Source organism: Lysinibacillus macroides (assembly GCF_001281525.1).
GTDB classification, from domain to species: Bacteria; Bacillota; Bacilli; order Bacillales_A; family Planococcaceae; genus Lysinibacillus; species Lysinibacillus macroides.
The window spans coordinates 633,965-657,352 of the sequence record NZ_LGCI01000005.1 but is presented as its reverse complement, the minus strand read 5'-3'; the positions used below and the strand labels follow the sequence as shown (position 1 = coordinate 657,352).

Annotated in this window: 27 protein-coding genes; 4 read left to right on the top strand and 23 right to left on the bottom strand. The window is 39.3% G+C overall.

The features are described from left to right. Window positions 1-9: 9 nt before the first annotated feature. The 6 genes from resA to ADM90_RS06035 form a co-directional block, all read right to left on the bottom strand. Window positions 10-543 (bottom strand): thiol-disulfide oxidoreductase ResA, encoded by a 534-nt coding sequence (gene resA, locus ADM90_RS06060; protein ID WP_053994129.1) that lies wholly within the window; start codon window positions 541-543, stop codon window positions 10-12. 244 nt (window positions 544-787) lie between these two features. Further along, the gene (locus ADM90_RS06055; protein ID WP_053994128.1) at window positions 788-1,519 is read right to left on the bottom strand and encodes a pseudouridine synthase; all 732 of its coding nucleotides are present in this window, start codon (window positions 1,517-1,519) and stop codon (window positions 788-790) included. A 381-nt stretch (window positions 1,520-1,900) separates the two neighbouring features. Further along, window positions 1,901-3,322 carry a flagellin N-terminal helical domain-containing protein gene (locus ADM90_RS06050; protein WP_268766619.1) on the bottom strand — a complete coding sequence of 474 codons (1,422 nt, stop codon included), beginning with the start codon at window positions 3,320-3,322 and terminating at the stop codon, window positions 1,901-1,903. A 129-nt stretch (window positions 3,323-3,451) separates the two neighbouring features. Continuing rightward, on the bottom strand, window positions 3,452-4,522 hold the full coding sequence (locus ADM90_RS06045) for a D-alanyl-D-alanine carboxypeptidase family protein (RefSeq protein ID WP_053994126.1): 1,071 nt from the start codon (window positions 4,520-4,522) through the stop codon (window positions 3,452-3,454). Between the two features lie 42 nt (window positions 4,523-4,564). Further along, a complete protein-coding gene (gene scpB, locus ADM90_RS06040) occupies window positions 4,565-5,158 on the bottom strand; it encodes an SMC-Scp complex subunit ScpB (RefSeq protein ID WP_053994125.1) in 594 nt (197 codons plus the stop codon). Beyond that, complete coding sequence (locus ADM90_RS06035) at window positions 5,130-5,909, bottom strand: segregation/condensation protein A (RefSeq protein ID WP_053994124.1); 780 nt, start codon at window positions 5,907-5,909, stop codon at window positions 5,130-5,132. The genes scpB and ADM90_RS06035 overlap by 29 nt, the downstream gene beginning before the upstream one ends. Window positions 5,910-5,964: 55 nt before the next feature. On the opposite strand from ADM90_RS06035, the gene ADM90_RS06030 reads away from it, so the two are divergent. After that, a complete protein-coding gene (locus tag ADM90_RS06030; RefSeq protein WP_053994123.1) occupies window positions 5,965-6,471 on the top strand; it encodes a DUF309 domain-containing protein in 507 nt (168 codons plus the stop codon). Here the strand turns inward: ADM90_RS06030 and ADM90_RS06025 are convergent. The 12 genes from ADM90_RS06025 to ADM90_RS05970 form a co-directional block, all read right to left on the bottom strand. After that, on the bottom strand, window positions 6,468-6,839 hold the full coding sequence (locus ADM90_RS06025) for a GNAT family N-acetyltransferase (protein ID WP_053994122.1): 372 nt from the start codon (window positions 6,837-6,839) through the stop codon (window positions 6,468-6,470). The two genes, ADM90_RS06030 and ADM90_RS06025, sit on opposite strands and share 4 nt — an antisense overlap. A gap of 199 nt (window positions 6,840-7,038) precedes the next feature. Beyond that, window positions 7,039-8,358: a diaminopimelate decarboxylase gene (gene lysA, locus ADM90_RS06020; protein WP_053994121.1), complete on the bottom strand. Its 1,320-nt coding sequence runs from the start codon at window positions 8,356-8,358 to the stop codon at window positions 7,039-7,041. 225 nt (window positions 8,359-8,583) lie between these two features. Further along, a complete protein-coding gene (locus ADM90_RS06015) occupies window positions 8,584-10,032 on the bottom strand; it encodes a spore germination protein (protein WP_053994120.1) in 1,449 nt (482 codons plus the stop codon). 15 nt (window positions 10,033-10,047) lie between these two features. Next, on the bottom strand, window positions 10,048-10,791 hold the full coding sequence (sigF, locus tag ADM90_RS06010) for an RNA polymerase sporulation sigma factor SigF (protein WP_412176980.1): 744 nt from the start codon (window positions 10,789-10,791) through the stop codon (window positions 10,048-10,050). 58 nt (window positions 10,792-10,849) lie between these two features. Continuing rightward, a complete protein-coding gene (gene spoIIAB / locus ADM90_RS06005) occupies window positions 10,850-11,290 on the bottom strand; it encodes an anti-sigma F factor (RefSeq protein ID WP_053994118.1) in 441 nt (146 codons plus the stop codon). Continuing rightward, window positions 11,283-11,636, bottom strand: coding sequence for an anti-sigma F factor antagonist (gene spoIIAA / locus ADM90_RS06000; RefSeq protein ID WP_053994117.1), 354 nt, complete (start codon window positions 11,634-11,636; stop codon window positions 11,283-11,285). Before spoIIAA ends, spoIIAB begins: the two co-directional genes overlap by 8 nt. 385 nt (window positions 11,637-12,021) lie before the next feature. After that, window positions 12,022-13,272 (bottom strand): thymidine phosphorylase, encoded by a 1,251-nt coding sequence (locus ADM90_RS05995; RefSeq protein ID WP_053994116.1) that lies wholly within the window; start codon window positions 13,270-13,272, stop codon window positions 12,022-12,024. Window positions 13,273-13,285: 13 nt separating this feature from the next. After that, on the bottom strand, window positions 13,286-14,467 hold the full coding sequence (deoB, locus tag ADM90_RS05990) for a phosphopentomutase (protein ID WP_053994115.1): 1,182 nt from the start codon (window positions 14,465-14,467) through the stop codon (window positions 13,286-13,288). 84 nt (window positions 14,468-14,551) lie between these two features. Further along, window positions 14,552-15,454 carry a site-specific tyrosine recombinase XerD gene (xerD, locus tag ADM90_RS05985; RefSeq protein WP_053994114.1) on the bottom strand — a complete coding sequence of 301 codons (903 nt, stop codon included), beginning with the start codon at window positions 15,452-15,454 and terminating at the stop codon, window positions 14,552-14,554. Between the two features lie 174 nt (window positions 15,455-15,628). Continuing rightward, on the bottom strand, window positions 15,629-16,093 hold the full coding sequence (gene fur, locus ADM90_RS05980; RefSeq protein ID WP_053994113.1) for a ferric iron uptake transcriptional regulator: 465 nt from the start codon (window positions 16,091-16,093) through the stop codon (window positions 15,629-15,631). A gap of 122 nt (window positions 16,094-16,215) precedes the next feature. Next, window positions 16,216-16,728 carry a hypothetical protein gene (locus ADM90_RS05975; RefSeq protein WP_053994112.1) on the bottom strand — a complete coding sequence of 171 codons (513 nt, stop codon included), beginning with the start codon at window positions 16,726-16,728 and terminating at the stop codon, window positions 16,216-16,218. A 59-nt stretch (window positions 16,729-16,787) separates the two neighbouring features. After that, window positions 16,788-17,339: an NUDIX domain-containing protein gene (locus ADM90_RS05970; RefSeq protein ID WP_053994111.1), complete on the bottom strand. Its 552-nt coding sequence runs from the start codon at window positions 17,337-17,339 to the stop codon at window positions 16,788-16,790. A gap of 76 nt (window positions 17,340-17,415) precedes the next feature. Between ADM90_RS05970 and ADM90_RS05965 the strand changes: the two genes are divergently transcribed. Continuing rightward, on the top strand, window positions 17,416-18,315 hold the full coding sequence (locus ADM90_RS05965) for an aldo/keto reductase (RefSeq protein ID WP_053994110.1): 900 nt from the start codon (window positions 17,416-17,418) through the stop codon (window positions 18,313-18,315). After that, window positions 18,312-18,770 carry a VanZ family protein gene (locus ADM90_RS05960; protein WP_053994109.1) on the top strand — a complete coding sequence of 153 codons (459 nt, stop codon included), beginning with the start codon at window positions 18,312-18,314 and terminating at the stop codon, window positions 18,768-18,770. The genes ADM90_RS05965 and ADM90_RS05960 overlap by 4 nt, the downstream gene beginning before the upstream one ends. Window positions 18,771-18,922: 152 nt before the next feature. On the opposite strand, the gene ADM90_RS05955 is transcribed toward ADM90_RS05960, so the two are convergent. Next, complete coding sequence (locus ADM90_RS05955; protein ID WP_053994108.1) at window positions 18,923-19,189, bottom strand: YqkE family protein; 267 nt, start codon at window positions 19,187-19,189, stop codon at window positions 18,923-18,925. Between the two features lie 22 nt (window positions 19,190-19,211). Further along, window positions 19,212-20,396, bottom strand: a complete 1,185-nt coding sequence (locus ADM90_RS05950; RefSeq protein ID WP_412176976.1) for an acetyl-CoA C-acetyltransferase — start codon at window positions 20,394-20,396, stop codon at window positions 19,212-19,214. A gap of 205 nt (window positions 20,397-20,601) precedes the next feature. Here ADM90_RS05950 and ADM90_RS05945 point away from each other — a divergent pair, with 205 nt between their 5' ends. Continuing rightward, a complete protein-coding gene (locus ADM90_RS05945) occupies window positions 20,602-21,576 on the top strand; it encodes an alpha/beta hydrolase (protein WP_053994106.1) in 975 nt (324 codons plus the stop codon). Between the two features lie 84 nt (window positions 21,577-21,660). Here the strand turns inward: ADM90_RS05945 and ADM90_RS05940 are convergent, their stop codons facing one another. The 3 genes from ADM90_RS05940 to sirA form a co-directional block, all read right to left on the bottom strand. Further along, on the bottom strand, window positions 21,661-22,131 hold the full coding sequence (locus ADM90_RS05940) for an S-ribosylhomocysteine lyase (RefSeq protein ID WP_053994105.1): 471 nt from the start codon (window positions 22,129-22,131) through the stop codon (window positions 21,661-21,663). A 227-nt stretch (window positions 22,132-22,358) separates the two neighbouring features. Then, the gene (locus ADM90_RS05935; protein WP_004232154.1) at window positions 22,359-22,577 is read right to left on the bottom strand and encodes a YneF family protein; all 219 of its coding nucleotides are present in this window, start codon (window positions 22,575-22,577) and stop codon (window positions 22,359-22,361) included. Window positions 22,578-22,676: 99 nt separating this feature from the next. After that, a complete protein-coding gene (gene sirA / locus ADM90_RS05930) occupies window positions 22,677-23,102 on the bottom strand; it encodes a sporulation inhibitor of replication protein SirA (RefSeq protein WP_053994104.1) in 426 nt (141 codons plus the stop codon). Between the last annotated feature and the right edge of the window lie 286 nt (window positions 23,103-23,388).

The following is a 23,388-nucleotide window of genomic DNA, read 5'->3' as shown; positions in this document are numbered from 1 at the left end:
ATTTACTCCTTATTTTGGTTTCACTGATTCCATGAACGAAGCAATATGTTCCTCTGTCATTTCACCTGTAATAATTTTTGTCACTTTACCATCTGGATCAATTAATACAGTAGCAGGTAATTGACCAACATTATAAGCTGTCATCACACTTTTTGTTTTATCAATGACTACTGGGAATGACAAATTATGTCGATCAACAAAGTTTTGTACTTCAAAATCTGTTTGGGCAATATTCACCGCTAAGGTTTGTACACCTTGGTCTTTAAATTCTTGATATTGGTTGTCCATTGCAGGCATTTCCTTCTCACAAGGCTTACACCAAGTTCCCCAGAAGTTTAAAAATACTCCTTGTCCTTTATAATCCGACAATTTATGCTTTTCGCCGTTTAAATCGATTAACGTGAAATCAGGTGCTTCAGAGCCAACTGCCACTAACTCTACTTTTTCTTTTGTTGCTGTTCCATAAACCGTGTACCCAATTGCTAATGCTAAAACTGCCAAAATAACAGTGCGGAGTACAAGACGTTTTTTCTTTTTTTCCAAGCTAATAACCCCCCATTGCCTATTTTTCAATAAAAGACGTCATCGAACTTTTTTATTATATCTACGTCTTTATACATGCTATAGCATTTTTAGATGAAATATGACATATGTGTCCTATTATCACCTATTATAGCAAAATGCTCTAAAAACACTTAGCGTTTATTTATGAATGATTTATGAACGTTTTCAACACAATGAAAGTGAAAACTTCACAGTAATCTCACATTTTATGGGCAGCGTTCGATCAATCGAGTTTTCCTGTTTCAGCTAACACACGCAGTTGCTTCACCTCATGCTTTGTCAACTCACGGTATTCACCTGGCGCAAGGCCGTATAAATCTAAAAAAGCAAAGCGCTCACGTTTTAGCTTCACAACAGGTGTACCAATTGCCTCAAACATGCGACGAACCTGGCGATTTCGTCCCTCATGAATCGTAATTTCACAGATGGCCTTGCCAGCCTTTTCGTCAAAGGATGTCATACTCACTTTGGCTGGTGCTGTTTTACCATCCTCTAATTTAATGCCTCGCTGAAGCTTTTTAAGCCCTTCAATCGTTGGAACTCCTTTGACACGCGCAATATAGGTTTTATCAATTTTAAACTTCGGATGTGTTAACATATAGGAAAATTCACCATCATTTGTCAATAACAATAAGCCAGATGTATCATAATCAAGACGACCAACTGGGAAAATACGTTGCGGAATATGATGAAATAAATCTGTGACAGTTTTGCGTCCTTTATCATCTGTCACAGCCGAAATAGTCCCACGTGGTTTATACAGTAAGTAGTAAACCTTATCTTCCTTCTCAAGCTTTACTCCTTCCACTTCAATTGTATCAGCGTTCGATACCTTTGTGCCTAGCTCACGCACTACTACACCGTTTACCTTTACCTTGCCCTCTACAATCAATTGCTCTGCCTTTCGCCTTGAGGCAACTCCTGCATAAGCAATCACCTTTTGTAATCTTTCCATTTTTTCACCTCTAGTTTTCTTTCACATTAATCATTATATCAATATTTGATCTCGTTCAAATGAATAGGGTTATGGTTCCCGCTAATCTGTGAAAATTATGTCATACTTTTAGGTATTATTAAAGAAAAACAAATTTCACATTTGTTTTTAGAGTATTCGCAATAATTTTTTATTCATGAATTAATGACATCCGTTGCTCATTATCGTTAGTATGCACCTTTTTCTAACAAGTGAATCGTTTTTCATATTTGCTATTGTAGACATGAAAAAAGCCACCATTTGGCAGCTTTTCTTATAGTTATTGTCAATTGGCTTCTGCTAATTTGTTAACAAGGAACCGACCATACCTGCAGAACAAAAGATTTTTTTACTTACACACTATTATTTTAATAATGTCAATATTCCTTGGCTCATTTGATTAATTTGTGCCATCATTGCTTGGGAGGATTGGAGTATTAGTTGAGCTTTTTTTAGTTTAGACATTTCCTGCGCCATATCAGTATCTCGTAATAAAGATTCTGCATGTATTAAATTTTCCTCAGCATTTTGAACATTATTGTAGGCATATTTAAGTCGATTATAAAACGCACCATATTCACTACGATAGCTGGAAATTTGCTGTATTGCTTTATCAATGATTGCTAATGCTTGTTCAGCATCTTCACGTGTCATAACAGATACTTCATCAATACCTATTGTTGTGGTACGGCAATCATATAAATTGAGTTTTATATGTTGTCCCACATTCGCACCTACTTGTAAAATAAGCGGATGCATGTCGACTTCTTCATGAGGTATATTAGCAGATGAACCAATCGCCTCACCGATATCTTTTGATAAATCTGCACCCCAGTTTGGATTGCCATTTAATTGAACTTTTTGACCACCTGTTTCCTGAATAACGTGATCCAGCCCAGGCGCACTATCCATTACACCATGCAACATAATATGTTGATCCTTTAATAGCTGGACAACATCTTGCGTTTTATAATCATCATCTCCAAATTCATCTGTAATGATAATCAGATGTTTATAATTTGTATTGCTATTGGGATACTCTCTAAAATCATAAAAGTTCACAACCTCTTCAATAGCCGTCATATTATTTTCAGTACCACCATCATTGGTTGCAGAAATTCTATTGATTTCAGCTATGACCTCATTGATATCACTCGTCCATTTATCACCTGCAAAATCACTTTTTTCATAATTCGAATCATAGTAACTTAAAATGCCTATTCGAATATCTGATACGCCTTTCCCTTGAATAGAAGAAATTAAATTTTGGATATTAGCTGCAAAATTTTGTTGTTTGGAAGACATACTCCCTGTATTATCGAAAACTAATACAATATCTACTACCCCATTAGGTGTTGCAGTAGGTAGCTCAGCAGGAGGCCGTAATACTTTTATTGTATTAAATTCCGTACCATCTACAATATTATCAATGCCTTCTTTAATTGCATCGATTTCCATTTGTATTTTGAAGCGATCATCATTTGTCAATGTGTCATTTGCTGCCTGAATGGCTAATTCACGCATCCTTAATAAATTAGGGTCTGTAATCGTCCCTAATCCACCATCAACTGTTTGTAATAATGACAAGCCATTTTGAATATTTTCTCCGGCCCTATGTAACCCTCTTATTTGCCCACGCATTTTTTCGCTAATGCCTAAACCTGCCGCATCATCCGCAGCTTGTTTTATTTTATAGCCTGAAGACAATTTATTTAATGTGTTATTCAATTGTGATTGGGTATAATTGTAGCGATTTCGAGTAAATAGACCTTGATTGTGTCGTATTATCGTTTCTTATCTCCTAATTGTGTTTAGTTAAATTATACCACTTCACGTTTAGTCGTTAATTAAATAAACAAGGAAATCCAGTACTCAAGCAATTTTAAAGCATATAAAAAATCAGCGAACCGTTTTTTAACGATCCGCTGATTCAACTTTTACTGGCACTGCATAAATGCGCTCTTCTCCCAAGAAAATAGACAACACGGCTTCTTTGCGCTTTCTTGACACATGTAATACTTGCCGTACCTGCTCTTGCTCCTCTTTATTTAATTGTAAACGAATTGGTTGCTCTAAACGAATTGCTACTTTTTTATTAACATTATATTTGCCTTTTTTCACAACTGTTTCAAGACTATAATCTTGCCATACCTTATTGGCTAGACCTCGATGAACATTCCAATCATCTGATTCGTTTAAGGTGACGACAATACATATTTGTCCGTCCTTTTGAAAGGCTGTTGCAAGCGTGCGTCCCGCAACCTTTGTAAAGCCTGTTTTGCCCGCAAAGGCCATGCCCGTAGCGGATTTTAAAGAACTAACAGGCTGCTCCGTTTCATCATCCATTTCTGCAACCGAGCCTGAGCCTTCTCTTAATAGTCGATGTTTATTTTCCCAAAGCATACCGTTGACCGTATCTGCTCGATAAAGGACGGTTGAAGCGATTTTTTCAAAGGTTTTATTTTGCAGAGCAATTCTTAGCATCTCCGCGGTATCTCTTGCTGAGGATAAATGCTCATCATGATGCAAACCAGAAGGATTCATAAAAACAGTATTCGTTAGCCCAGCAATAACCGCTCTTTCATTCATTAACTTTACAAAACCCTCCACAGAGCCTCCTACATGCTCTGCTAAAGCTGTTGCAGCATCATTACCTGATCGCAACATTAAACCATATAACAGTGTTTCCACTGTGACTGTTTCACCAGCCTGTAAATAGATAGAGCTTCCTTCAGCCATGGCAGCCTTGGGCGAGATCACAACCTCATCTTGTAGATTACTATTTTCAATGGCGACAAGTGCTGTCCAAATTTTTGTTAAGCTTGCAATGGGTAGTCGTGCCTCACTATTGGATGCTAGCAAGACACGCCCTGTATCTCCATCTAACACAGCATAGCCGCTTCCTCCTCTTGCCAAGCTTGTTTGCGGCAATATTACCATTAACATAAGGGTCATAATGATCATTAAACGAACGAACCGAAGCAACGAGCCACTCCTTATTCACTAAGATTAGATAGATGATGCCAATTATTTTGCATCGCTAAATGTTTCTTGGAATTTCGTCATAAATAAATCTGTTTCTTGCTCTGTATCAGCAAATTCCTCCTCAGGTAAAGGCGGCATTTCCTCTAAGCTATTTAAACCAAAATAATGTAAAAACTCTTTTGTTGTACCATACAGAATAGCACGTCCAGTCCCCTCTGAACGCCCAACTTCTTTAATAAGACCTCGTGACACTAATGTTTGAATGGGGCGTTCACATTTGACACCACGCAAATCCTCAACCGCTACACGGGTAATAGGCTGTTTATAGGCAACAATTGCCAATACTTCGAGAGAGGCTTGAGATAATGATTGCGTAGTTGGATTTTCTACTAAGCGTTGAATCGTATCAGCAAACTCCGTTTTTGTAATAAGCTGATACACACCTGCTATTTCTTTGACCGTAATGCCTCTTGTCAAATCTTCCTCATATGCCTTTCTTAAGGTCATCAATGTCTGCGTAATAACATCTTCTTGTTCACCTAAAAGCTGTGATAATTGTTTAATTGTTAAGCCATCATCGCCAACAACAAATAATAAAGCTTCTATTTTACTCTGTAACATCAATGCTTTCGTCATCTTCCCATTCCTCCTTCTGTAAGGTAACTGTTAAATCCTCAAAGTTACCAACTTGCTCTACGATGACGACCTGACGTTTCATTAGTTCAAGAAGTGATACAAACGTCAGAATAAGTGTTGGTTTATCTTCATAGGGAAAAAGCTCGAAAAATGATGCACGTCCACCTGTTAATCGTAAAGAATCAACAACGGAGCGCATTTGATCTTTTACAGAACGTTCCTGCCTCGCTACAGTCGTTTTAAGTGGCTTCTTTAATTTTTTTCGGCGCATTAATTTTTGAAAGGCACCAAGCATGTCATAAATATTAACGTTCAAATCAAACAAAGCCATTTGTTCATCGGAGGCTAAGCCTGTTAAATCAGCTGGTGGTCTTGTAAATACTTGTGCTCTATCTGTTTCTAGCTCCTGTAAATGATGGGCTGCTTCCTTGTATTTTTTATATTCAATTAACCGTTGGACAAGTTCTTCACGCGGGTCTGGCTCGTCAACCTCTAATTCGGCATCCTCCATTTCTCCTTCATGAATTGGCAAGAGCATACGGCTTTTAATCGCCAATAAGGTTGCGGCCATCACCAAATATTCGCTTGCTTCATTCAATTCCAATACCTGCATAGCATGTATATGGTCGATATATTGTTGTGTAATTTCAGCCATTGGAATATCATAGATATCAATTTCCAATCTGTGAATTAAATGTAATAATAAATCAAGAGGCCCTGAAAAGGCTTCTAATTTTACTTCATAAGACATGATTTTACCACCCTGAGATTTTTTGTTCTTTTAGTATAGTGGAAAGGAGTTTAAAATGCATCCACAGCATCATACTTTATTTATTGACTACTGTGCCTATTTCAATGGCAATCATGATTTTTTTGAGTGCCATGAGGTGCTTGAGGAATACTGGAAGGAAATTGCTCCAGGTGATAAAATGCACCCCCTTGTCGGCTATGTGCAACTAGCGACAGGCTTCTATCATTGGCGACGTGGCAACGATATTGGCGCAAAAAGAATTTTATCAAAAGCTCTTACTAATTTTCAGCACAATCAAGGGCATATTTTTTTCCGTGAAATTGATTATCAGCAGCTTCTGGCACAGGTATCCACTACGATTTCCGCCATTACTGTTGGGAAGCCTTTTCAAGCATTCCAGCTTCCACTTTCACCAACTTTGCGAGAATTGGTTATAGCACGTATAGAGCTCTTGCCTTCAACAACTTCAAACTATCTTCTTCATAAACATATGCTACGAGATCGCTCACATATTCTTGCAGAGCGACAAGAAAGCAAACAAAGAAAAAGCAGACGTCCTTAATCGTCTGCTTTTTCATCTATACAATTGATACACTTTTGCACAAAGGCACGTGTTTCATCAGTGGCACGTACACTTTGATACTGACCAAGTTCGGCTACTTCCTGAAGCATTTCCTTTGCAACGCCCTCGCCCCTATAGGAAGGGACAACAGATACATGTTGAATAGTAGCAGTATTATGCTCATCCGTTACAAGTCCAACGATGCCAATGTATTCCTCATTCTTTTTCCATAAATATAGAACCCAATGATCATCATTTTCATAAGAGTCGATTGTCTCTGTAAGCTTTTTTACGTCTTTTTCGTTCGGCATAAAGGAGAGTAACCCCATCGCTATTTTCTCCAACGCTTTTTTATATCGAATTAACATATTTGTCTATTCCCTCTTTTTCTAGCTGTACATAATCTTTGACTATCCTACACGATTTGTACTTTTACCGCAAGTCAATTTCTGTCTTACGAACCAGGTCCGAGAATACCTTTAGACGCCAACACCCAATAGACAACGCCCCATAATACAATAAAAACTGAAATGGACGCTAATAGTACCCATTTATTCTTTCTCAAATTCACTCACCCTTTTTTAACGTTAGCGGGAGATCGTTTTGCACAATATCTTCATAACTTTCACGGCGAACAGCTAGTTGATGTTGCCCATTCTCTACAAAGACAATAGCAGGTCGTGGGACACGATTATAGTTGCTAGCCATTGAATATCCATATGCACCTGTACAGAAAATAGCTAAAGTATCACCTGAAGCTGTCTCTTGTAGCTTCGCATCAATAATTAATTTATCGCCAGATTCACATAACTTACCAGCAATTGTATAGATTTCATCTTTCGGCGCATGTGCTTTATTGGCAATGACAGCCTCATACTTAGCATCATATAATGCTGGACGAATATTGTCACTCATCCCACCATCGACAGCAATATATTTTCGTACATCTGGCACTGTTTTTTGTGAACCAATTGTGTAAAGAGATGTTCCTGCATCACCTACAAGTGAGCGACCTGGTTCAATCCAAATTTCTGGCATTGTTAGTCCAAGCACCGTTGCTTTATTTTTTACAACGGTAATCATATCCTCTACATATACTTGTGGTTCAAGCGGTGCATCTTCTTCAGTATAACGAATACCAAAGCCCCCACCTAAGTTTAACACAGTACACGTAAAATCGTGAGTCTTGTGCCAATCAGAAATTTTATCAATTAATTTTTCGCCTGCTAAGGCAAAACCAGCAGTATCAAAAATTTGTGAGCCAATATGACAATGTAAGCCTAGAAGCTCTAGGAATTCATGGTTAAACGTTTGCTGGAAAGCCTCATCCGCTTGGCCATTGTTTAGATCAAAGCCAAATTTAGAATCAGCTTGACCTGTCGTAATAAAATCATGCGTATGTGCTTCAACACCTGGTGTCACACGTAATAAAATACGCATTTTTTGTTGACGACGCTCTGAAATTTCTTTTAAAAGCTGTATTTCATAGAAGTTATCAACAACAATACAGCCAATATTGGCATCAAAGGCTTGCTCTAATTCAGCAATGCTTTTATTATTGCCATGGAAATGAATGCGCTCAGCAGGGAAGCCAGCCTTTAGGGCCGTAAATAATTCTCCACCTGATACAACATCTAGTGATAAATTTTCCTCTGCTGCTAATTGATATACCGCTACACATGCAAATGCCTTTGAAGCATAAGCTACTTCTGCTTTTACGCCTAGCTTTTTAAACGTATCGATAAAGCTACGTGCACGCTGGCGAATCAATGCTGTATCGTATACGAATAATGGTGTACCATACTCTTTTGCAAGTTCAAGTGTATCTACCTGTCCAATTGTTAAATGACCTTCTTCAGAAATCGCTTGTGTTCCATATAAATGCATGTGCATCTCTCCCTTTTCACATCGTTCCATCTTGTTATTTTTACGGTTTGAAAGTGGAAGGGTTCTTTACTATATTAGAACCATTCCATCAAAAAACTATTTCCTTCACATATAAAAAAACAAATGTATAGTACTTGCTTTTTCTTGAATGAAAATAATTTTTGCAAAAATCACAAAATACTATATGTGAACTTTATCACATGAAAAAAACGAGTGCAACGGCTCCTATGATCTTTTTCGCTGTTTGGAAGCGACTACATAAGGTCTGAGTGCATCTGCTGTCATTGGGAAGCGAATAATGACGCGAAGCATTGCTGTTGGAAAGAATGGAACAAGCGGCCATAAATAAGGTGCCTGCATTGGTCGCAATGAACATAAATACGTAAACAATAAAAATAAACCAATAAATAACCCATTGACACCCCAGAGACCCGTCATCAGAAGTAGCAGTAACCTAAAAATTTTAATGGAGATACTAAGCTCATAGGATGGAATAATGAAAATAAGAATGGCTGCCACCGCTGTATAGAGAACCACCTCTGAAGAGAATAATCCAACATCAATCGCAATTTGACCAATGATTACCCCCGCAACCAATCCCATCGCAGTGGACAATGGTGACGGAGTATGAATGGCGGCCATCCTCAAAAATTCTATTCCAATATCCGCAATCAAAATTTGTAGTAATAAAGGTACATGCGATTTCTCCTCCGTACCTAAAAAGGAGAGGGCATCTGGAAGTAGGGATTCATTCGTTGCAAATACATACCACAATGGCAATAAAAGTAAACCCATTACAGAGCCAAAATATCGCATAAAACGTACAAACGTCCCTACTGTGGGTGCCTGACGATATTCCTCTGCATGCTGCAATAAATGAAACACTGTAACAGGTACTAAAATAACGGATGGAGAAGTATCGACTAATATAGCTATATGCCCTTCAAGTAGATGAGCTGCAGCAATATCAGGTCTCTCCGTATAACGTACAAATGGAACTGGGTGGAACTTTTGTTTAAAGAGCCATTCTTCTAATGATTTATCGGCCATCGTCAAGCCATCATGATTTATTTGTCCAAGACGCTGTCGTAAACTTTCGAGCATATCTTCATTGGCAACATCCTTCATAAACGCGATCGCCACGTCGGTTTGACCGATTTTGGATATTTTATGTAGCTCGAATCGTAAATTACTATTGCGAATTCGTCTACGTATTAAAGCCGTATTTTGAGAAATGCCTTCTGTAAAACCATCCCTCGAACCGCGTATAACCTTTTCATTATCAGGCTCCTCTGGGGAACGACCTGGATAGTTCCTTAGCTCAGCAACGTAGCAATAGCCACTTTTAGTAATAAACGTTACTTGTCCACTTAGAATAGCTAATAAATAAGCTTTGCGTTCCGTTTCCTCTGAGCGACCATGGAAATTAAAATAGGACTCAAAATACGCCTTCTCATCCTCCACATCAATTTCAAAATCCTCATCTGGCAGTATACTAGAGAGTAATTGTGTTAACGTTTCTCCATCTACGAGCCCACTAATATATGCACAAAGAACTGGCAAATCTTTGACAAATAAATGCTTAATTCCAACGTCAAATGATTCGCCGTCTCCAAACTGCTCTTTTAAAAAATCTTCTGCCTCTTCTAAGCTGTTAAATAATTTGTTTGTCATGCTGTCACCATTTTCTTAGATGTCTTTTTTGAAAGAGTCTTCCTCCACTGTAGCACTGGTAGCCATCCAGCTTTTTAGCTGCGCAAGAATTTTTTTCTCTAATCGTGAAACTTGTACCTGTGATATCCCAAGCCTATTAGCAATTTCCGTTTGTGTACAATCTGAAAAATAGCGTAAATAAATAATAGACTGCTCCCTTGGTTCAAGCCTTGTCAGCACTTCTTTTAACGGAATATAATCAAAGGGCTGCTCCGATTTTTCATCCTTCATTTGATCCATTAATGTAATGGAATCCCCTTCACTTTCATACAATTGCTCATGTAAAGAGGCTGGATCTCGCAATGCATCAGAAGCTGTCACAATTTCTTCTGTTGTCACACCAAGCACCTGCGCTAGCTCCTGGATCGTTGGTGGATGCTCATTCTTTTTAATAAATTCATCTGTAGCATGTCGGATTTTAAAATTCAGCTCACGTATGGAGCGACTGACCTTCACCATGCCATCATCCCTTAAAAAGCGTTGAATTTCACCGATAATCATGGGTACTGCATAGGTAGAAAATTTTACATCGTAGGTTAAATCGAATTTATCGACAGATTTCATGAGCCCTATGCAGCCAATCTGGAATAAATCCTCAAGCTCAACACCTCTTGTAGTAAAACGTTGAACAATGGACCACACAAGCCTCGTATTCCCTTCTACCATTCGCTTACGAGCCTCATGATCGCCCTGCTGTGCGCGTGCAATTAAATCACGCATTTCCTCCTGCGACAATAGCTTATCGGACGACTGTTCTAATGGCTTCACGATGCTACCCTCACATTACCACTGTGCGTACTGTGTGAAATTTCTTCGTAAACGTGACAGTTGTGCCTTCTTGCCATTTTGATATGACGGTCAACTGATCCGAGAAGCTATCCATAATGGTAAAGCCCATACCTGAACGCTCCATCGCACTTTTCGTTGTAAATAACGGCTCCATGGCTTGACTAACATCCTCAATACCAACGCCGTTATCCATCACGGACACTGTAACAATATCATTCTCACGTTTTGCATGAACGGTCACAACACCTTTGCCATTCTCTTCATAACCATGAATAATGGCATTGGAAACGGCCTCTGAGACAACTGTTTTAAATTCAGATAGCTCATCAATAGTTGGGTCTAATTGTGCAATAAAACCTGTCACTGCTACACGTGCTAAGGCTTCATTTTCACTAAGTGCTAAAAAAGTTAATGTCATTTCGTTATCCATTTACAATCCCCCTTACGCGATCAATCGCTTGTTCCTCTGTTCCATCCATCATCCACGGACCAAGTCCTGAAAATTGGAATACTTTTCGCATTGTTGGCGATGGATTCAATAATATAGTTCGCCCAGCAACTGCCTCTAACTCACGCATTCGACCAAGCACTAAACCAACTCCCGAACTATCCATAAAGGACAGCCCTTCTAGGTTCCAAATGATGGTCGTCACAGTGCCTTGAAAAATTGCTGCAGAAATTTTCGCTCGAATTTGCTCTACCGCATGATGATCGAGCTCCCCAAATAAACGTATAACAACTGCCTCTTTTGTAACCATTTCTAATTGAAAATGCATGAACATCGCCTCCTCCTTCGTGCAATTCCACATGCGATGTGGTGAATCCTTGCGGCTGACAGAACTAGTGCAAAGTCTTCTGAAATAGTGTCAAATCGACATACTTATAGCTTTTTAGGTTTATGTGCAGTATGGGATAAAGTAATATTTTCTAAACGCCCTTGATCCTTGAAATAGAAATTCTTATAGAATGTGTGGTGCAACGCTATCCACTGCTTGAGCAAAGCCTCTAATCTAAGCATCCTTGCGTGGACTTTATCCATCACTTTTGCCATTCTATCCGTCTATTTCAGGGTCTATCCGTCAATCTCACTCCAATATCCATCGCACCGTTCCAATAAAAAAGCGAGGGCGCTTTTAAAATGAGCATCCTCGCTAAATGTTGTTATGCAATTGTATAAGCTTTTTGCACTTTATTTACAGTCTCTTCATCAATTGGATGGTTTGAATATAAATAAGCGATTGTATCACCGCTAGCAATAGGATCGCCTTTTTTAGCGATCAGCTGAATGCCAGCATCATAATCAAGTGCTGATTCCTTTGTTACACGTCCCGCACCTAGGCTAACACTGGCTTCTCCAATTAATAACGCATTAATGGTTTCCACCGTGCCTGCTGTTGAGGCTGTTACCGCTGCTTTATAAGCTGTATCCTTTTGTACAATGTCAGCGATTACACCACCTTGTGCCACAATAAATTCTTCAAATTTTGCGACTGCAGAACCATCTGCTAAAACACGCTTAACCGCTGGAGTAGCTTCTGCCTCATCTACTCCAGCAGCTACTTGATACATGAAGGAGGCAATTACCACACATTCATCCAGCAGATCTTCATGTGTTTCTTCCATACGTCCATTTAATAAAGCATAAGCCTCCACTACTTCAAGCTTATTGCCAATCATTTTCCCTAATGGATTATCCATATCACTAATATGTGCAACAACTTTACGTCCAAGCTTTTCGCCAATCGCTGTCATTGTATCTGCTAAACGCTGTGCATCTTGCTCGGTTTTCATAAATGCCCCTGAGCCACATTTAACATCCAGAACAATGCCATCTGCACCACTAGCGATTTTTTTACTCATAATGGATGCAGCAATTAATGGAATGGAATCAACTGTGCCTGTGACATCACGCAATGCATATAATTTTTTGTCAGCTGGTACAAGATTGCCTGTTTGTCCAGCAACCGCAATTTTATGTTGATTGACATTATCGATAAATTCCTGTGATGAAAGCTCTGTTTTCAAGCCTTCAATCGACTCTAGCTTATCAATTGTTCCACCAGTAATGCCTAACCCTTTGCCACTAAATTTAGCTACTGGAATTCCTAAAGAGGCAATAATTGGCGTAACAATTAGTGTTACTTTATCACCAACACCACCTGTTGAATGCTTATCAATTTTAAAGCCTTCAATCGACGATAAATCAATGACATCACCTGATTCAATCATTGCCTTTGTTAAATAAAATGTTTCATCATCTGTCATGCCAAGCAGGCGAATGGCCATGAGCAGGGAGCTTGCTTGATAATCTGGAATCGAACCTGCTGTATAGCCTTCAACAAAATAGTCAATTTCAGCCTGTGATAGTGCTAATCCTTGTTTTTTCTTTTCAAACAGTTGTAGCATATTCATTGGGAAATCCTCCTTATTTTAAATCGCCTAAAAAGCTTTTGCCGAATGGTGGTGCCTCCACTTGGAAGTTTTCAGCAATCGTAGCTGCAATATCCGCAAACGTTTCGCGAAGTGCAAGCTCGGCTCCACCATTAAAACGTGGAGAGTAAACAATTAGCGGTACATATTCACGTGTATGATCTGTGCCATGGAAGGTTGGATCATTGCCATGGTCTGCTGTAATGATCAATAAATCATCCGCTGACATCGACTCGATAATTTCTGGCAAACGTGCATCAAACTCCTGTAATGCCTGTCCATAGCCTAGTGGATCACGACGATGACCAAAATTAGCATCAAAGTCCACTAAATTTAAGAAGCTCATACCCCGGAAATCACGACGTACAACTTCAGCAAATTTATCCATACCATCCATATTATTTTTTGTTCGTACTGCGTCTGTCACACCCTCGCCATTGAAAATATCAGAGATTTTCCCAATCGCAATCACATCAAAGCCAGCATCCTTCATAACATTCATTGTTGTACGACCAAAAGGTTTTAATGCATAATCATGTCGATTAGCAGTACGAGCAAAGTTTCCCGGTGTGCCAATAAATGGACGTGCGATGACACGACCCACTAAATACTCAGGCTGCAATGTTAATTCACGTGCAATTTCACAAATTTGATATAACTCTTCTAATGGCACGATTTCCTCATGTGCTGCAATTTGTAAAACAGGATCAGCAGATGTATAAACAATAAGTGCTCCTGTTTCCATATGCTCCTTACCAAATTCTTCAATTACTTGGGTACCACTTGCTGGTTGATTGCACAGCACTTTACGACCTGTACGCTTCTCTAGCTCATCAATTAACTCCGCTGGAAACCCATCTGGATACACTTTAAATGGTTTATCAATATTTAACCCCATGATTTCCCAATGACCTGTCATCGTATCTTTCCCAACAGATGCTTCCTGCATTTTACCGTAATAGGCTTTTGGTTCAGAAGTTGCCTGCAGTCCTTGCAGTGGTTCAATATTTGCTAAACCAAAGGACGCCATTACTGGCATTGTAAGCCCATTCATTTTTTCAGCGATGTGACCTAGTGTATGGGCACCCACATCTCCAAAGTTAGCAGCATCTGGCGCTTCCCCAATGCCGACTGAGTCCATGACAACAACATGGATTTTATTAAATGGTTTATTCATAATGATTGCCTCCTACTCTCTTGACTCTATTTTACCAAAAAAAAGCGAAAAATAAAGGTCAGACATCTGACTGAAACAGATTTTTTACGCACGTGGATGAAATTGCTTGTATACCTCTGATAATCTTTTTTTACTAATATGTGTATAAATCTGTGTTGTGGAAATATCTGCATGACCAAGCATCTCCTGTACAGCCCGTAAATCTGCACCATTTTCCACTAGATGCGTGGCAAAAGAATGCCGCAATGTATGAGGTGTTAGCTCATGTTGGATGCCTGCCTTTAAAGCATGCTCCTTCATTAATTTCCAACAACCTTGCCTTGTTAAACGTTTTCCCCGTTGATTAATAAAAAACGCATCTGTTTTTGGGTATTTTCCTTGTAATTGACCACGTGCACCATTTAAATAGACATTGATGGCTGAAAGTGCGCTTTTGCCAAGAGGAATAATTCGTTCCTTGCCGCCCTTCCCAAATACACGCACAAAGCCCATCGTGACATGGACATCCAGCAAATCTAATGCAATTAACTCACTAATGCGCATACCTGATCCATATAATAGCTCCAGCATGGCTAAGTCACGAATACCTTGTGGCTTGTGGCGATTCGGCGCTGCTAATAATGCTTCGATTTCCTCAATTGATAGAACATTGGGCAACTTTTGCTCAATTGTTGGCATTTCTAAATGGACAGTTGGATCTGTTTCTGCACGTTTTTCTCGCAGTAAAAATTGATGAAAGCTACGAATGGATGAAATATGACGCGCAATCGTACGGCTTGTTTTTCCTTGCATGCGCAACTGCTCTAAATGCCGTAAAATAGTTGTCCGTTCCACACGATTAAAATCAACCATTCCCTCCGCTTCCTGTAAAAAACGCACATAGCTTTCTAAATCTCGGCGATAGGATGCTAATGTATTAACAGATAATTGCCGTTCTACTTGAATAAAATGGATATAATCCTCTACTGCATATTGAAATTCATTCATCACAACGCCCCCCAATCAATTATGCTCTATTTTAGCACGGCTCTAAAAAATGTGCGAAAGCCTCCCCTATCAGACAGTATTCAGCTATAATCGTGCTAAATCGACGTACCATCTAAACAACAAAAAACTGCCCGATTCAATCTAATAAATAAGATTAAAACAGACAGCTTTTTGTTATTTTTCTTCATCTGATTCGTCGTTTTTATCATGACAGCGCCAGCATATGCCGTGGAAAGTTAGTCGATGATCCTTTATGATAAAGTTCCAACGCTTCTCAACAACGGCTTCCACATCTTCAAGCAAATCCTCTTGAATTTCATCCACAGCACCACATTCGATGCAAACAAGATGATGGTGGAAATGGGCAGCTCCCTCTTGGCGTAGGTCATAGCGTGATACACCATCGCCAAAATTGATTTTGTCGACAATTTTGAGCTCCGTTAATAATTCTAACGTTCTATAAACAGTAGCTAGACCAATCTCTGGTGCTTTTTCTTTGACTAAGAGATAAACATCCTCAGCACTAAGGTGGTCTTCTTCGTGCTCAAGCAAGACAGCAACTGTTGCTTCTCGCTGCGGCGTCAGCTTGTAACTAGCACTATGCAGCTGTTTTTTTATACGATCAATTCGGCTCTCCATGTGACGCCCCCCTAAACTCATTCCATTATACCAAAGGAGTAAATCTTATTACAAGATAATGAATAGATTTCTAAAGTGCTTCTACTTTTTATCTGATCTTTTATTTTTGTTCATTCAATCTCTCATTTTAACACAAAAAACACAACAATAAACTCTGCAACTATTATGATGAAAAATGCGATAAAATTCAACAAAATTGTCCGACCAGATACCTGTTTCCCGATTTTTCGCTTTGACCAAGCAGGTACAAGCAAATTGCATAGGACTAGCAACAATATACAATAGATGAGCTGAAATGGAAACCACCAAATCGTATAAAGCCAAAAAGCTTCAAGTTTTTGTAATAAAAAAACCGAGCTAAAGCCAAAAAAGGTTGCACGCATAGCAACTGTGACACGAATTAAAATCTTTAAGTAGCTATGTGTTGCCAATAGTAGTATAAGACCTATAGAAATGACAACAGGTAGCACGATACGAAAAATAGACTGCCTGTCCCCATCTGCTAAACGAGGCTCTATCAATAAAATAAACGGTTCAGCTTTCGGCCCACCAATAATATGAAAGAAGATAACGCCACAAACAAAACTTACCGCAATGATGGAAGCGTGATAAAAAATAGACACCGTACGAGACATAAACATGCTCCTTTTCTATCAAGGTTTGTACAGCTTATGCTCGTCCGTCTCTATTATGCTTAAAGATTATGTTGTAAATTTGCAGCTAACCAGAGTACTGCAAAGGCTGTTTTCGCATCATAGATACGCTGCTCTACTATCATTTGTTGTGCATCTTCCAACGAAACTTCCAATAATTCGACAAACTCATCCTCATCTAAATCTGCCTTTTGATCAATTTTATATAATCCCTTTGCGACAAATAGATAAATCACCTCATCTGCAAAGCCTGGGGACGTGGCAAAGGCTTGTAAAAACATCAAGCTTCGTGCCCCGTACCCTGTCTCTTCCTCTAGCTCCCGATAGGCTGTTACTACTGGCTCCTCACCAGGTTCAAGTTTCCCAGCTGGAATTTCAATAATAGAACGTTCAAGTGCTTTACGGTACTGCTCTACTAGCACTAGCTTTCCTTCATCCGTAACAGCAATAATGGCTACAGCACCTGGATGCTTAATAATTTCCCGTTTAGCCATTTGTCCATTCGGTAATGTAACATCATCAATTTGTAATTTTATCATTCTACCATCATAGATGGGTGTTGTTTTAATCGTTTTTTCCTCAAACTTTTTCATCAACGATAACCTCGCTTGTTCTTCAGATATGTTCATTGTACCATTACAAATAGAGAAATCGAAGGAGGGCGTTTGAATGAAAAAAAGACAGCTTGGTGCAAGTGACTTGCTTATTTCAGAGATTAGTTTAGGAGGGATGTCTTTATCAACAGATAAAAAGCAAGCTGCTAGTATTGTTGATATGGCACTCGATGCGGGCATCAACTATATTGATACTGCTGATTTATATGATTTTGGTGTTAATGAGAAAATTATTGGAGAAATTTTAGGCAATCGTCGCCAACAGGTGATTCTTGCCACAAAGGTAGGGAATCGCTGGACAGAGGGTGTTGAGGGCTGGCATTGGGATGCCTCTCCTTCCTATATTAAAGAAGCTGTACATGCTAGCTTACAACGTTTGGGTACGGATTATATAGATGTCTATCAATTACATGGTGGTACAATAGAGGATGACTGGGATGGTATTATTGACACATTTGAAGGCTTGAAAAAGGATGGACTTATTCGGGAATATGGCATTTCCTCTATTCGACCAAATGTATTAAAACGTTTTTTACCAGCAAGTCATGCCAAAAGTGTGATGATGCAGTATAGTGCCCTAGATCGTCACCCTGAAGAATGGTTTGAATTTATTGTAAGTGAGGGTGCATCTGTTGTTACACGTGGGACGGTTGCAAAGGGCTTATTAACAAATAGCTGGCAGCAACGTCTTCAGCGTAGCAATGGTTTTAACAGCTATACAGCAGAGGAGCTAACAGCAACACTAACAGAGCTCGCTTCACACTATGATGATTTACATGCGTTAGCCCTTGCCTTTAACTTAAAGGAACCTGTCATCGCTTCAACAGTGATTGGGGCAAGCTCACAGGAACAGCTAGCACAAACGCTTGCTGCCTATGAAAAAATAGATGCCATCGTAGATTTTACAGCGGTCAATAAACTAACAAAACAAGAACAATATCGAGAACATCGATGAAGAAATGGCTGGTCTTGATTGCTTGTCTAGTTGTGCTCTTGATCTCATCGAGCATGACCTATGAGCAGCAAAGCATCCTACCAGAGCTAGAAGAACTATTAGCCAATAAACCTTTTGAAAAACAGCTCGCTCTCTTAAAAATTCCTTATTGGGATACGGTTGTTTCAATTGAAGAACGTGGGTATTTTCCATTTGTCGAATTTTTGATTCGTAAATTAACGCATTTGATTGGTTTTGGCTGTATCGCACTAGGTCTCTACTTTGCATGGGGCAAGCGTCGTTTTGCGGCAGCGGTGGCAATTTTCGGAACGGCTCTCATTGCTATTTTGGATGAAGTTCGACAAAGCTTTACACCAGGGCGTATGATGAGTGGGCAGGATGTGCTTGTCGATCTAGCTGGAGCCATTCTATTTGTTGGGGTTGTTGTCGCATTTAAAAAAATACGAAAAGTATAACGAGATAGCAGGGCATGCCGCCAAGCTAAAAAGTACGAGAGATCACTTAGCAAAATCTTGATTTCTCGTACTTTTTAATTTTCTAGTCAACTACTATTCTATTGAGAGATGGATCAATTGGTTGTTAAGTTGTCTATCTATATCCTTTGTTTTTAATACTTCGACCCTTTATCGCCATATTCATGGAGTAGCTCTTCAAAGGATTTATTTTTTTCACGTTGCTTGCGCTCAAACGCTAGTTTGGCTTGACGTTCTTCCTCTGCTGCACGTTCTTTTGCTGTTAAATCCTGCTTGGCTGCCTTTAGCTTAGCAAGCACATCGCCTCCTAGCTGATCGGCTAATGTTACCGTGTCTTGTTTTGACAGGCTAGTGGTTGTGTTATGATCTGATCGTTGCTGTTGCTTGCGTTTCTTTCCCAATGCTTTCACCTTCTTCTTGACATTAAGGGCGCTTGACCACCGTTGCGACGCCTTGTCCACCACCGATACATAATGTGGCTAAGCCTGTTTTAGCATCACGCTTTGCCATCTCATGAAGCAGCGTCACTAAAATACGAGCACCACTTGCACCGATTGGATGACCAAGAGCGATTGCACCCCCATTAACATTTAGTTTATCATGATTAAAGCTCAATTCACGATCTACAGCAATCGATTGTGCTGCAAATGCTTCATTCGCTTCAATTACATCTATCTCGTCTAATGTGATAGCTGCTTTTGTTAGTGCTTTTCTCACTGCTGTGACAGGCCCTGTTCCCATAATCGCAGGGTCAACACCCGCACTTGCATTTGCTGCAATTAGTGCCATTGGTTGAATACCTAACTCCTGTGCCTTGCCCTTTGACATCACGACAACCGCTGCAGCCCCATCATTAATACCTGATGCATTCGCTGCTGTGACAGAGCCATCCTTTTTAAAGGCTGGACGTAGCTTTGCTAATGACTCCACAGTCACACCTGCACGAGGAAATTCATCCTTATCAAATAAAATGGGCTCTCCCTTACGCTGTGGAATTTCTACAGCAACAATCTCATCCTCAAATTTCCCAGCAGCAATTGCCGCCTCTGCACGTTGCTGTGAGCGTGCTGCAAAAGCATCCTGCTCCTCGCGTGAAATTTGATAGGCATCACATAAATTTTCTGCTGTAATGCCCATATGATAATCGTTAAAAGCGCACCATAAACCATCATGAATCATTGTATCCACAACCTTTTGATCGCCCATGCGGAAGCCTTCTCGCGCATTTTTTAGAACATACGGTGCTTGACTCATATTTTCAAAGCCACCTGCTACAATAATATCTGCATCTCCTGCTATAATGGCTTGTGCTGCTAAATGAACGGCCTTTAAGCCAGAGCCGCATACTTTATTAATCGTTAAAGCAGATACCTCATGCGGTAGCCCAGCTTTAATGGCTGCTTGACGCGCTGGATTTTGACCAAGTCCAGCCGATAAAACATTCCCCATAATCACCTCATCGACCTGTTCGCCTGCTACGCCTGCACGTGCTAATGCCTCTTTAATGACAATACTCCCCAAATCTGTTGCTGGCACGCCTTTTAATGTGCCCTGAAATGAGCCAATTGCTGTCCGTACAGCACTTACGATTACTACCTCATTTGTCATGTTCATCCTCCTCTTTTCCCCGTTCAAAATCAACACTGCATGCATATGCTATTAGCAGATATGTATATCTTAACAAATGTTTTGATGATTTTCGATAAGAGGAATAATCGTAGTTTTACCAAAATTATTGTAAAATGTTGTCGTGTTTTAAACAATCTCAGTTGGGAACATTACAAATAAGGAATAGCATGTGGAGGTGTTTAGTTTGAAAAAAAAGAAGATGCTTTTATTCTCTGGTATTACAACAACGCTAGCTGCGGTAGCAACGGGGCTGTTCGGCTTTGCGCTTTCCAATAAATTAATGTATATCCAGCAAAAAGACCCTGAATTTATTCGTGAACGTGAAACAACCGCCAAACGCTTTGATGAAGCTTGGTACAATAACAATTTGAAATGCGAGCTCAATATTGATTCGCCCAATGGCTATGCAATTCGAGGTATTATGTTTCAGCCTTTACAAACTAATAACACCATTATTATTTGCCATGGTGTCACGGAAAATAAGATTAATTCCGTGAAATATGCGCGTTTATTTGAACGACTCGGCTATAATTCCGTTATTTTTGACCATCGTCGCCATGGTGATTCTGGTGGCAAAACAACAAGCTACGGGCACTATGAGAAATATGATCTCGATGCTGTTGTGAAAACGGTGAAAGCAATGATTGGTGAGGATGCTATTTTAGGTATTCACGGAGAATCAATGGGTGCTGCAACAATGCTGCTTTATGCCGGAACAGTAGAGGATGGCGCTGATTTTTATATTTCTGATTGTGCCTTCTCCGATTTTTCAATGTTACTCAGGCAGATCGCCAAAACCGAATTTAAGTATGGCTCTATCATCCCTGTTCACTTTGCTGACTTTTTTGTGCGTCTACGGGATGGCTACTCCTTCAAAAGTGTGACACCTGCTGAAGCAGCAGCACATATTCAAAAACCTGTACTTTTTATCCATAGTATTCCCGACACATTTATTCCAGCAGCAATGTCACTTGATTTATACCATAAAAAAGCAGGACCTAAGAAATTGAAGTTATTTGATACAGGTGAACATGCCCAGTCCTTTAATGAAAATATGGATGAATATGAAGATTTAATTCATGATTTCTTAGAATGTTTTATTTATAAAAAAATTAATCAGGAGCCATCCTCCTCTAATGTCATACCATTCCATTTTTAACACACATAAAAAACTGCACCTCCAATTGTTAGATGGTCTCTAACAATTGGGATGCAGTTTACTCTAGCAAGTTTTTTACATTTATTATTCTGCAAAAACAATATGCCATTCATCACGTTTTGCTAAAAACGCTTGTGCCAATGCTTGCGCCCCTTCCAAACTATGACTAGCTGCCCAGCCACATTGTACTTCATTGCAGGCAGGTACTGCTGTTGCCTTCATAACATCTGTAAATGTTTTTTCTAAGATGGTTAATAAATCCTCATAATCATTGTGATTAATTAACGATACATAGAAGCCTGTTTGACAGCCCATTGGACTAAAATCCACAATATTCTCGGAATAATTACGAATAATATCCGCTGATAAATGCTCTAAGGAATGCAAGGCAGGCATTTCCATATGCTCCTTATTTGGCTGTTTAAGGCGAATATCGTATTTATATACTTCATCGCCATTTTTTCCAGTTTTTACACCTGCTAAGCGCACATATGGAGCCTTTACCTTTGTATGATCCAGATCAAAGCTTTCTACATTTGTTTTTTCTTTCGTCATAGTGGACAACCCCTTTTCACATACTCTCAATTATTATAACGAGTTTTAATTAAAAAAGCGAAAGGATGTCACATTATTGCAAAAAGTTACTCTATCTCCTCTTTTTGAACGGTCTATCCGTTGATTTTATAATTCTAACTTTCAATTCGAGCATGCTATCCACCGCTTCAATATAAAAAACTGCTCAGAAAGTGATATCTTTCTAAACAGCTCTTGCATTGTTCCAACTATTTTTGGAATTTATTCATTTGTGCCATCATTTGACGTACTTGTTTTTCAGACGGCGTACGACCCATTTGTGCCATCATCATACGAATCATTTGCTCATTAATAGGTGGGTTTTCTTTTAAATATTTCATCATAGCCTGACGAGCGAAATAGAAACCAAGTGCTGCGCCCGCTGCTAATGCGATAATTACGATAATAATCCAGCCCCATGTAGGCATACAACCAACCTCCTCCACTCCAATATACCGAGAAAAAACTCTCCACGCACCATTATACATGAAATAATAGCGTGTTACTATATATTGTAGTGAATTTTCCTAATGCATTGTATACTTCATTGGCTTTAACCACCCACATTCATTTTCCTGCTTATTAAAAGCAATAAAGCGTTCACTCATTTTGGCAAGCATCTGAAATAAATCTAAATCTAACATTCGTGACCCTTCACAGTATACACAAATTTTGCGATCAACCAAATAAATCGCCATTTTCCCTTTTATTGGATGTTCTAAAAACAAAGCATTACGTGCCTTTTCTAAATGTGCATATTTGGAATCAAGCTGCTGCTCCAGCATTCGTGCAATCTCATCGAAATACACAGATTCACATATATAGGCAAGCTCTTTTAAGGATTTCTCATTCGCGTCTTCACAGCCCTGCATCATCTCTAACAACTTACGCTCTCTGCCAAAAATAAACGTTAAATGCTCTTCTTTTATCTTATATATAGAATAGGTTCTCACCAGAAATCCTCCTTCGCTCAATTTCTTTTTCATTAGTATAGCTCATTCAATCTTGTTAATTTGTCAAATGAAGGAGGAAGCTATCTTCTATTTTTGTCGAAAAGCTTCTAGTTTCCATTCTAAAAATTACTTTATGGCAAATGATCAATATTGCTAGAAATAAAGTCATTTTTCTATCCAAAATTAGCACATTGAACACCACGTTAGAGTACAAAAAAGCCTCTTCTCTAGCAGCTTAGAAAGTACTCAGTCTCAAGACCTAGTACAAAATCAATTTCGAGTCCGT

Excerpts from the sequence above, each read along its gene's own strand:
- ADM90_RS06055 (WP_053994128.1), bottom strand. The coding sequence starts at position 1,519 with ATGGAAAGATTACAAAAGGTGATTGCTTATGCAGGAGTTGCCTCAAGG.
- scpB (WP_053994125.1), bottom strand. The coding sequence starts at position 5,158 with ATGACGAAAGCATTGATGTTACAGAGTAAAATAGAAGCTTTATTATTT.
- ADM90_RS06035 (WP_053994124.1), bottom strand. The coding sequence starts at position 5,909 with ATGTCTTATGAAGTAAAATTAGAAGCCTTTTCAGGGCCTCTTGATTTA.
- ADM90_RS06030 (WP_053994123.1), top strand. The coding sequence starts at position 5,965 with ATGCATCCACAGCATCATACTTTATTTATTGACTACTGTGCCTATTTC.
- ADM90_RS06025 (WP_053994122.1), bottom strand. The coding sequence starts at position 6,839 with ATGTTAATTCGATATAAAAAAGCGTTGGAGAAAATAGCGATGGGGTTA.
- lysA (WP_053994121.1), bottom strand. The coding sequence starts at position 8,358 with ATGCATTTATATGGAACACAAGCGATTTCTGAAGAAGGTCATTTAACA.
- ADM90_RS06015 (WP_053994120.1), bottom strand. The coding sequence starts at position 10,032 with ATGACAAACAAATTATTTAACAGCTTAGAAGAGGCAGAAGATTTTTTA.
- sigF (WP_412176980.1), bottom strand. The coding sequence starts at position 10,791 with ATGCGTGATTTAATTGCACGCGCACAGCAGGGCGATCATGAGGCTCGT.
- spoIIAB (WP_053994118.1), bottom strand. The coding sequence starts at position 11,290 with ATGGATAACGAAATGACATTAACTTTTTTAGCACTTAGTGAAAATGAA.
- spoIIAA (WP_053994117.1), bottom strand. The coding sequence starts at position 11,636 with ATGCATTTTCAATTAGAAATGGTTACAAAAGAGGCAGTTGTTATACGT.
- ADM90_RS05995 (WP_053994116.1), bottom strand. The coding sequence starts at position 13,272 with ATGAATATGCTACAACTGTTTGAAAAGAAAAAACAAGGATTAGCACTA.
- deoB (WP_053994115.1), bottom strand. The coding sequence starts at position 14,467 with ATGAATAAACCATTTAATAAAATCCATGTTGTTGTCATGGACTCAGTC.
- xerD (WP_053994114.1), bottom strand. The coding sequence starts at position 15,454 with ATGAATGAATTTCAATATGCAGTAGAGGATTATATCCATTTTATTCAA.
- fur (WP_053994113.1), bottom strand. The coding sequence starts at position 16,093 with ATGGAGAGCCGAATTGATCGTATAAAAAAACAGCTGCATAGTGCTAGT.
- ADM90_RS05975 (WP_053994112.1), bottom strand. The coding sequence starts at position 16,728 with ATGTCTCGTACGGTGTCTATTTTTTATCACGCTTCCATCATTGCGGTA.
- ADM90_RS05970 (WP_053994111.1), bottom strand. The coding sequence starts at position 17,339 with ATGAAAAAGTTTGAGGAAAAAACGATTAAAACAACACCCATCTATGAT.
- ADM90_RS05965 (WP_053994110.1), top strand. The coding sequence starts at position 17,416 with ATGAAAAAAAGACAGCTTGGTGCAAGTGACTTGCTTATTTCAGAGATT.
- ADM90_RS05960 (WP_053994109.1), top strand. The coding sequence starts at position 18,312 with ATGAAGAAATGGCTGGTCTTGATTGCTTGTCTAGTTGTGCTCTTGATC.
- ADM90_RS05950 (WP_412176976.1), bottom strand. The coding sequence starts at position 20,396 with ATGACAAATGAGGTAGTAATCGTAAGTGCTGTACGGACAGCAATTGGC.
- ADM90_RS05940 (WP_053994105.1), bottom strand. The coding sequence starts at position 22,131 with ATGACGAAAGAAAAAACAAATGTAGAAAGCTTTGATCTGGATCATACA.
- ADM90_RS05935 (WP_004232154.1), bottom strand. The coding sequence starts at position 22,577 with ATGCCTACATGGGGCTGGATTATTATCGTAATTATCGCATTAGCAGCG.